This window comes from Clostridium tepidiprofundi DSM 19306 (assembly GCF_001594005.1).
Lineage (GTDB): Bacteria > Bacillota > Clostridia > Clostridiales > Clostridiaceae > Clostridium_AC > Clostridium_AC tepidiprofundi.
In genome coordinates, this window is record NZ_LTBA01000055.1 from 1 (window position 1) to 10528 (window position 10528).

9 protein-coding genes and 1 pseudogene are annotated in these 10528 nt (G+C 27.4%); all 10 read left to right on the top strand.

What is annotated here, in order from left to right:
• Window positions 1-293 precede the first annotated feature (293 nt).
• Complete coding sequence (locus CLTEP_RS12285; protein ID WP_066827134.1) at window positions 294-1670, top strand: PhoH family protein; 1377 nt, start codon at window positions 294-296, stop codon at window positions 1668-1670.
• Window positions 1671-1781: 111 nt separating this feature from the next.
• Entirely contained in the window at window positions 1782-2750 is a 969-nt protein-coding gene (locus CLTEP_RS12290) for a phosphodiester glycosidase family protein (RefSeq protein WP_084364944.1), read from the top strand.
• Between the two features lie 19 nt (window positions 2751-2769).
• Window positions 2770-3810, top strand: coding sequence for a hypothetical protein (locus CLTEP_RS12295; RefSeq protein ID WP_066827137.1), 1041 nt, complete (start codon window positions 2770-2772; stop codon window positions 3808-3810).
• Between the two features lie 103 nt (window positions 3811-3913).
• A complete protein-coding gene (locus CLTEP_RS12300; RefSeq protein WP_066827147.1) occupies window positions 3914-4564 on the top strand; it encodes a site-2 protease family protein in 651 nt (216 codons plus the stop codon).
• A complete protein-coding gene (locus tag CLTEP_RS12305; protein WP_066827138.1) occupies window positions 4564-5667 on the top strand; it encodes a sensor histidine kinase in 1104 nt (367 codons plus the stop codon). Before CLTEP_RS12300 ends, CLTEP_RS12305 begins: the two co-directional genes overlap by 1 nt.
• A gap of 79 nt (window positions 5668-5746) precedes the next feature.
• On the top strand, window positions 5747-6379 hold the full coding sequence (locus tag CLTEP_RS12310) for a response regulator transcription factor (RefSeq protein WP_066827139.1): 633 nt from the start codon (window positions 5747-5749) through the stop codon (window positions 6377-6379).
• Window positions 6380-6567: 188 nt separating this feature from the next.
• A complete protein-coding gene (locus tag CLTEP_RS12315) occupies window positions 6568-7503 on the top strand; it encodes an ABC transporter ATP-binding protein (protein WP_066827141.1) in 936 nt (311 codons plus the stop codon).
• Between the two features lie 17 nt (window positions 7504-7520).
• A complete protein-coding gene (locus tag CLTEP_RS12320; RefSeq protein ID WP_066827143.1) occupies window positions 7521-8651 on the top strand; it encodes a SagG family ABC transporter permease subunit in 1131 nt (376 codons plus the stop codon).
• The gene (locus CLTEP_RS12325; protein ID WP_066827145.1) at window positions 8652-9797 is read left to right on the top strand and encodes an ABC transporter permease; all 1146 of its coding nucleotides are present in this window, start codon (window positions 8652-8654) and stop codon (window positions 9795-9797) included.
• A 305-nt stretch (window positions 9798-10102) separates the two neighbouring features.
• Window positions 10103-10528 (top strand): annotated as a pseudogene (locus CLTEP_RS12330) (transposase); the annotation flags it as partial.

Genomic DNA, 10528 nt, shown 5'->3' on the forward strand with positions numbered 1-10528 from the left:
TTTTGCAACTTTTTTCTCTATAATTTCCAGTAAAAATCGGAAAATCTCATATTTCCACTGATTATTCTTAAATTCTTATAAATCAATGGGCTATCAACCTAAAAAATTTTTAAGTGCTAAACTTCTGAATATATTTATTCAATGCATAATATCTGCTATAAAGATGCTTATAAACTGCATTTTTTCAGTAATATTTGCGATAAAATTTTAGTTTATGTATTCAAGTATGTTATAAGCATTGAACATTATATAACATATATTTCATATAATAGTAAGGAAAGGGGGATAAAATTTTGAAAAAAACTTATGTTCTCGATACAAATGTTTTATTATATTCGCCTAATGCTATACTATCTTTTGGTGATAATGATGTTATTATTCCAGAAGTTGTATTAGAGGAATTAGATAATTTAAAAAAAATGAAAAATGATTTGGGGGCAAATGCTAGAAATGTAGCTAGATTGCTTGATAGCCTTAGAGAAAAAGGAAAATTAAATGAAGGAGTTATTCTCCCTAATGGTGGAAAAATAAGAGTAGAAATGAATCATTATGATTCCAAAATTCCAGTATGGTGGGATAGAAAAAAAGCTGATAATAGAATAATTCAAGTATGTATAGGACTAAAAGAAAAGGGTGAGGAAGTCTATCTTATAACAAAAGATATTTTTGAAAGAATTAAAGCGGACACGGTTGATATTAATGTTGAAGATTTTTATGAAAAGGTGGTACCTAGTTATGATGATCAATATACTGGTAGAATTGATTTGTTTGTGCCATCTGATAAGATTGATTTTTTTTATAAAAATAAGTATTTAGATATAAATAACATTGATTATTATTCAGATATAGTAAATGGAGAAAAACAAATAAATATTTATGTAAATCAATTTGTCATACTTCATTCAATAGATAATAATAGAAAAACAGCATTAGGACGTTTTGATGGCAGAAAAATAGTGCCATTGTTATTTAAGGACAATAAACCTTATGGAATAACATGTAAAAATGTAGGGCAAAAATTTATGCTTGAGGCTTTATATACAGATGCTGATAAGGCACCTTTAGCAATAATTAAAGGACCGGCTGGAACAGGGAAAACACTCTTTTCATTAGCAGTTGGACTTGAAAAGATTATGTCTAGAATGGATAAAAAATATAGAAAGATACTGGTGTGTAGACCCAATATTACAATGGATGAGGAAATAGGTTTTTTACCGGGTACAGAACAGGAAAAGATAATGCCATTCATGCGACCAATATTAGATAATTTAGAAATACTTGTAGATTCTGATGAAAGTCAAAGGTATAAAAATGAAATAGAATTAGAAGATAAGGTTAGGGAGTTATTTGATAGGAGTATTATTACTACTGAAGCAGTGGCATATTTGAGAGGAAGGTCTATTGTTAAAAATTGGGTAATAATAGATGAAGCACAAAATCTTACTCCAAAACAGATAAAAGCTATTGTTACAAGAGTTGGTAATGGAACAAAATTAATATTGATTGGAGATCCTGATCAAATAGATCATCCTTTTATTGATTCTAGGTCAAATGGATTATGTTATGCAGCAGAGAAAATGAAAGGGAGTAAGTTTTGTTATCAGGTTACATTAAAATATGATGAATGTGAAAGGTCACCATTAGCATTAGAATCATCTAAAAGACTTTAGTAAACTCATTTACTGGAGTTTTGTAAGCTTTATAAATGCAAATGTATTTAAAAAAACAGAGTATTGTAGTAAAATAGCTATAAAAGATAAAAAACGAGGATGATTTATGAAGTGATTAAATTATTAAAATGTATCATTTTAGAAGTATTTTTTATGATTATTATATTGTTTTTTTTTGTTTTTTATGGCCCATTTCATAATATTAGAGATGTAGTTGTCAAATCTTTAATGACCACAATGAACCATAAATGGATAGCAGAATTATTCTTATCAGATAAAAAAATAAATCAAATAATGAATGAACAAATAGTAAAAGATATTTCTCAAAGTGGCAAATGTAAATTAGAAAAAGATATAAATATTAGCAATAATGAAAATGGCATAGAATTGTATGAAATAAAGGGAAATAGATTTGAGGGTAAAATTATTTTAGTGTATAACCCAAGAAGAGTTAAAGTAGGTTATACTTCAAAGATTGGAACAGAGGGGCAAACTACTAGTGAAATAGCTAAAAGATATAATGCTATTGCGGCTATAAATGGTGGTGGATTTAAAGGAAGTAACGATGGTATTGCATGGGCTGGAACAGGAGGAACACCAAGAGGAATTCTTATGTCTGATGGTAAATTGATATACAATGATATAAAAGATAAATATAAAAAGAGTGATGTTATGGCACTAACTAAGGAAGGATATTTGTTAGTGGGAAAATATAGTTTAAATCAGTTAGTTAAACTTAAAGCATCTGAAGTGATTTCTTTTGGGCCTCCTCTTATAGTAAATGGTAAAAAAACAATAGAAAATGGTGATGGAGGTTGGGGAATAGCTCCTAGAACTGCCATAGGTCAGAGAAAAGATGGTGTTATAATATTACTTGCCATAGATGGAAGAAGAGTTAATTGTTTGGGTGCAACGTTAAAAGAGGTGCAGGATATTTTGTTTGATTTCGGGGCGTATAATGCTGTTAATCTTGATGGAGGATTTTCGACAACTATGTATTACAATGGAAAAGTTATAAACAATCCACCAGATATATTAGGAGAAAGATGTGTTCCTACAATAGTATATGTTGAGAAATGAAACGTGGTGGTGAAAAAATGTGAAGTTTAAAAGAAAGTTGATTATTTTTATGGTTGTTGGTTTTATATTTGAAATATGTGTTTTATATTACATAGATAGATTTTATTTATCAAAGAGAGAAAATTACACTATTGAATTAGTAGAGAAAAATAATTTGAATAAAAATTTTAATATTACTGTACCTAAGGAAGCAAAAAATATTAAGCTATCTCATGATGGCAAATATATATCGTATTATTTTGAAAGTAAACTCTATATTACAGATACAGAAACTGGTAAAGAAAATTATATTAACTTTGATGATGTATATAAATTATCATATTATAAGTGGCTTTCAGATAGAAATAGAATGTTATTAATTGAAAATAAGGTTATAGACGATAAAAAGGAATTGAAGTTAAGCTATTATGATAGTGATAATAACGTAAAAAAGGATGTATTTGATTTTGCTAAAGTAGATAATAAATCATATGTTAGTGATATTCAAATGTCTACATTGACAAATATTATTTATATAAAGGTTAATCATGTAGGAGATAGGTGTAGTATATATAGAATAGATATTTCAAATAATATACAGAGGGTTAAGACAAAACATTTTTTTATAAACAATATTGCTGAATTAGTTCATGAAGACAAATTGATTTATGAAGATGATGTTTATCATAATATTTTTGTGGTTAATAATATTTTAAAATACAATAAGAAGATACAGTTTCAAGAAAATGAAGGTTATGTTTTAATAGGTGTGGATAAATCAGATAACATTTATGTAGGTAAACTCCAAAATAAATATAATAATAAAATTGTAAAAATATATTATGGTAATTATAAGACTGAAACATCAAACTGGAATAGTATAAAATTGGATTTCCCGACATATAAAAGCAATATATATATTCAAAACGATGGAACTATTTTAGAGAAAATACCTATTGAAAGCATTATAGTAAATTTGAATGATGGTAAAAAATATAAATACAAAGGTGCATTTTTGCAGATTTACGACAAAGGAATTGCTTCAATATTTGATTCTAAATTAATAAAAACAGAAATTTGATTTAACTGTGTTTCCAATAATAGAAAGTTTTGATATAATGGAGAGGATGTTTGTGTAACAATAAAAAGTTTAAATTGACTAGGAGGGGTATAAATTGGATAGAATGGAATTATTTAAGACGGTACTTATGATACCTGCTATACTTATAGCGTTTACATTTCATGAATTTGCTCATGCATGGATGGCTGATAGGCTTGGCGATAAAACTCCTAAATTGCAGGGGAGGTTGAGCTTAAATCCATTTGTACATATTGATATAATAGGATTTATAATGATATTATTATTTAAGTTTGGATGGGCTAAGCCAGTACAAATAAATCCGTCAGCTTATAAAAACTACTATAAAGATGATCTTAAAGTTTCAATAGCTGGACCACTTGCAAATTTTTTTATTGCTGTTGTTTTTGTATTAATATCTGTTGTATTTTATTTCATTAAAGCTAATAATTCAGTTATTACCATACTCAGCTTAATTGTAGAGATAACTATATCATTGAATTGTGTATTATTTTTCTTGAATTTAATGCCTATACCAGGATTTGATGGTTTCCACATTTTAAGAGATTTATTTCCAAAATTTTTCTTAAGGATATCTGATAATTTGAATAGGTATGGATTTATTATTTTTATTATATTTATAATGCCTATTTTGCCAGGACAAATGGCTGTATTTGATTATTTAGTAGGTATACCTGCTAATTTACTTGAATGGTTACTTAAGTTGCCTGTATACAAAATGCTTGGTATGATATAATGGAAAAATTAGTAATTATCAATGAGTTTATATTGATTTTATACTGTATATGCAACTATATAAGAAATGAAAGTATAAGTAATACTCTTATGGTTTGTATTATGCTAATTTACATAATATCAAAAATGATATTCTACATAAGTACAGATAAAAAAACACGAATGTATATAGTGTTTTTTTTGACTATTTATAATTTAATAATTGCATACTATGTTGATAATTTATTTTTGATTTTATTTCCGATAAACTACTATTCTACTGTATATTATTTTAAAATATCTAATAAAATAAGCTGTATTATTTTAGGGTTTATTTTGTTATTACTAAAAGAAAAAGTGTATTTAGAATTTGGACTAGTTTTAGCTATAGAGTATTTATTATTTATTTTTGTATTGCGTTTGTATGAAAAACTTAATAGATTGACTGAGGAAAATGATAAATTAAGAGAAAATAATTACTTTCTCCATAAAAAATTAGAAATAGATATGGAATATCAAAATAGTTTTAAGTATTTTTCTGCATTAGAGGAAAGAAATAGGATTTCTCAAAATATGCATGATGATATTGGACATGTTATATCTGGAAGTTTAATGCAGCTTGAAGCTGCAAAATTACTTATTGATAGGGACAGTGAAAAATCAAAAAATATTATTGAAAATACTATTCTTATATTGAGAAATGGAATGGATAAAATCAGAAAAACTTTGAGAAATATAAAACCATCAAAAGAAGAAATGGGAATTAATAGAATAAAAGTGTTATTAAATGAATTCAAGAGTAGAAGTAACATAGATGTTAATTTTGTTTTTGATGATGAAATTAATATTATAAGCCAAATACAGTGGAATATTATTTATGATACTATAAATGAGGCACTAACAAATATTATTAAGCATTCTAAAGCTACAAATGTAAAAATAAGGATTCAAATATTGAATAAATTGATAAAGGCTGAAATTAAAGATAATGGAATTGGAGCTATTAATATAAAAAAGAGTATGGGGTTAATTGGAATTGAAGAAAGGGCTGCATATGTAAATGGTAAGCTCTTGGTAGATGGTTCTGATGGTTTTTCAGTTATAATATTGCTTCCTATAGGGTAAGGCATTTTCAAAAAATAACTAGTTGGTATGCTAGTATATTTTGTTTAAATGCTTAAGCAATTATAAAGGTGTGATAATTATGTCTATTAGATTGATGATTGCAGATGATGATTTGCTTATAAGTGAGAGTTTGAAAATAATTTTGGGTATGGATGATGATTTTGAAATTGTGGCTTGTGTGGAAAATGGATTAGAAGCAGTTAAAATATGCATGAATGAAAAAGTTGATATAGCATTATTAGATGTTAGGATGCCTATAATGAATGGTGTTGAAGCTACAAGATTAATTACACAAAAAACAAACACAAAAGTATTGATATTAACAACATTTGATGAGGATGAATATATATGTGATGCAATTTCAAATGGAGCAAAAGGTTATTTACTCAAAAATAATTCACCTGATAAAATCAAGAATGCAATAAGAACTCTACAGGATGGTAATTCTGTAGTACAGGATGTTATATTGGAAAAAATCAAAACGGGCTTAAATACTACTGTAGATAATGAAATAGATAAAAGTAATTTTACTAAAAGAGAATTAGATATTATGCAATGTATTGCAGATGGACTTAGCAACAAGGAAATATCGGGGGAATTGTTTATTTCAGAGGGGACAGTAAAAAATTACATCACGTCTATTTTAAATAAAACAGGACTTAAGCACAGAACTCAGATTGCTATTTATTTTTTAAAGGGAGGAAGATTGTAAAATTAAAAATGTGACTTTTGTCATGTATGTTTAGTGACCTTTATGACTAAAATAAGGGTCATTTTTTTTATATACTATTAGTACAAGGCATCTTCAAAAAATAACTAGTCAGTATGTTAATATAATTGACTTGATATTTTCTTTCAAATGCCTAAAAGAGAAAATTTTAATATAAGGGGAGAGCGTATATGAGTATAGTCAAAATAGAAGAATTAACTAAAAAATTTGGTGATATTATAGCGGTAGATGATGTAAATATTGAAATTAAAGAGGGAGAGATATATGGATTACTTGGACCTAATGGTGCAGGTAAAAGTACAATGATAAATATAATGTGTGGACTTCTTAGAGCCACTAAAGGCAAAGTTAAAATACTTGATAAAGATATCAACGAACATTCTATGTTTGTTAAAAAAAACATTGGAGTTGTTCCTCAGAATATTGCTATATATGAGGATTTAACTGCATATGAGAATGTTAAGTTTTTTGCTAGTTTGTATGGATTAAAAGGTAACGTTCTTAAAGAGAGAACAAAAGAAGCACTTGAATTTGTTGGATTATACGATAGGTCAAAATCAATTCCTAAAAATTTCTCAGGAGGTATGAAAAGAAGGCTTAATATTGCATGTGCATTAGCTCATAAGCCTAATATTATAATTATGGATGAGCCAACTGTTGGAATAGATCCACAATCAAGAAATCATATTTTAAAATCAATAAAGAAGCTTAATGATATGGGAAGCACAATCATTTATACAACTCATTACATGGAGGAAGCAGAGGCTATATGTACAAAAATAGGAATAATGGATCACGGTAAAATAATAGCAGAAGGTACAAAAGAAGAATTAGAAGCTATTGTAACTGATAAAAAGCGTTTAGAAATTACAGTAAATGATATAGGGAAGGTAGAAATAGAGTGCCTTAAGCAAATTAATGGTGTTGTAGATATCATGGTTACGAGCAAAAAAGTAATTATTGATAGCAAAAAAGAAGTGAATAATTTGGAAAAAATAATATTATATTTTACTCAAAATGGGTTTGCTATTAGTAATATTGAAAGCAAAATGCCGAATTTAGAAAATGTATTTTTAACTCTTACAGGAAGAAAGCTCAGAGATTAAGGGGGAGGGACAGAAAAATGAAAATTTTAAGTATCATCATTAAAGAATTAAAGCATGATTTTAGAGATAAACATCTTATAAGTATAATGATATTGTTTCCGCTTTTGCTTATAGTGATATTAGGTGCAGCATTTTCTGGGGGTTTCGATGGAGAGAGTTTGGACTTAAATAATACTAGAGTAATTTATCACTCTGATGAAAAAGGAGAGTTTTCAAAAGGATTTAGTGAATTTATTAAAAGATTTAATGATATGGGTATGACTTTTGAGAACATTGATGATAAAGAAAATGCACTTGAATTAGTTAAGAATGATTACTATGCTTGCTATATCGAAATAGATGAACCTAATAAACAAATAAAATTATATAAAAATAATAGATACAATTTTGAGGCTGGCCTCATAGAAGGAGTATTAGGAACGTTTGTTCAAAGGTATAATGTGATTTCAGAAATAGCAAAGACAAATACCAGTGCATTGAAAAAAATATCTTTAAAGGGGGATACTTCATTTGTAAAAGTGGAGTCTATTGATAAAAAGAAGTCCCCAAGAGCAATAGATTACTATGGTATTACTATGCTTACTATGACAATTATGTATTCTATTATGACGGGTACGGAAGCAATCAAAATGGAAGAAAGAATTAAAACTGAAAATAGGATGCATGTTTCACCAACAAGAAAATATAATGTGTTTATTGGTAAAGTGTTAGGAGTTTTTTTAGTATCAATGTTTCAAATGTTAATTGTAATGATTTTTAGTAAAAAAGTTTTTAATGTGTATTTTGGTAATGACATTTGTACTGTGTTGGTTATATTGTGTTCTCAAATAATTATGAGTATTTGTGTCGGTGTAGGTATTGGAATAATGATTAAAAGGGAGGAAATTGCAAATGGTTTTATGAATGTAATTATACCTGTTATGGTTTTCCTGGGAGGGGGATATGTTCCTATTGAGCAATACAACATTAAAGCACTAAATTTAATATCAAATATTTCACCTGTTAAATGGATAAATAAGTCTATATTTAGTGTTGTTTATGGAAATGATTATAGATATGTAAAAACAGCTATAATGGTTAATGTAAGCATTGCATTAGTATTTTTTATACTGTCATCATTAAGATTTATGAGAAAAGAGGTGGCTTAAATGAGAAACTTTATTAATATTGCAGCAAATATATTTAAAATTACATTTATGAAAAAAGGCAATATTATTATATATATAATTTTGCCGATAGCAATTACAGTAGCATTGATATCTGTTTTGGGGAATCATGCTACATCAAAAATAACTATGGGTATAGTAGATAAGGATAAAACAGTATATTCAACCAATATGTTTGAATACATTAAAAGCACGGGTAAATTTGTAATAAAGGAAATTAATGAATATGACATTTCAGATGAAGTTGCTTCAGGTAATGTGGATTTTGCACTTGTTATACCAGAGCATTTTGGAGAGAGTATATACAAATGTGCACCTGAAACGGTGGATATAATATCAATTAAGGGGCAGGAAGCAACAGTGTGGATAGAAAATTATGTAAATTATTATATTAAAAATTTGAATGATATGTGTATTGCATCTGATGGGAATAGGGAAGTATTTAATAAAATGTATAACAACTATAAGAAAAATGGATTTAAATTGATTTCTAATCCTGTAAAAGATGTATCAAGAAATAAATCAATTACAAGACTCATTATTGGTATGTTTATAATGTTTATTATGATGTCGAGTTCAGTAACTTCGAGAATTATAATAAAAGATAAGAGAAGAAGAACTTATTATAGAATATGCAGTTCACCGGTATCTTCTAGGACATATGTATTGTCGAATGCAGTTGTAAATATTGTTATAGTATTCATTCAAGTTATTACTATCGTTTTTATAATTGAGAAAATAATGAAGTATCAGACTTATGTTCCTACAATACAAATGGTAGTAATTCTAATGTGCTTTGGATTAAATGCTATAGCAATTGGTATGCTAATTACTGCTTTTTCAAATTCAACAGGTACTGCTAGCATTATGACAAATTTAATTACAACTCCTACATGTATGCTTGGTGGATGTTTCTGGCCTGTTGGTATAATGCCAAAAACTATTCAGAAAATATCTAATTTTATACCTCAAACATGGACAATAGATGCCATAAAAAAGATACAGAGAGGAAGTTCATTCTGGGATGTTAGAATAAATATATTTGTTTTACTTGGATTTGCAACAATGTTTTTGTTGATTGCAATATATAAAATGAAGAAAAATAATAAAGTAAATACATTTGTTTAGGTATTGAATATATATAGTTGTTTCAAGTATATCAAGATGCAGAGGGAGAATTCCATTTTAACTGGTATTAAATATATAGATTTGCTTCAAGTGGTAAAATATTCACTTGAAGCATTCCAGAAGTTTAGCACTTAAAAATTTTTTAGGTTGGTAGCCCATTGATTTATAAGAATTTAAGAATAATCAGTGGAAATATGAGATTTTCCGATTTTTATTGGAAATTATAGAGAAAAAAGTTGCAAAATAAAAGCATCCTTTTTATAATAGTTTTGTCTAAAAACTCACACAAAAAGGATGCTGATAAAATGAGCAAAAGTTATTTGAAACAATTACTCACCTATATTAATAAGGTATACCATATAGGTGAAAAAATCAATACCTTAAAAGATAAAAGAGTAAAATCAGAAGTAAAAATTTCAACAATTGCTTTTATTGTTTTATTTGGATTTATGCTTCAAATAAGAAGTTTCAATAGATTAGACCATTGGCTTGAAAAAGGTAAATTTAAAAAAGTGTTACCTAAAAAAACTAGAACTCCACGCATTGACGCTGTTAGGCGATGTTTCAGTGGTTTTGATTTAGATGGATTAAAAGAAATTCATAATCATATAATTAAAACCACTATAAAAAATAAGGTTTTTAGAGGTGGTACTATAGATGGGTTAAAGGTTGTTGCAATAGATGGTGTAGAGCTATTTGAAAGCACAAAAAAATGTTGTGATAAATGTCTT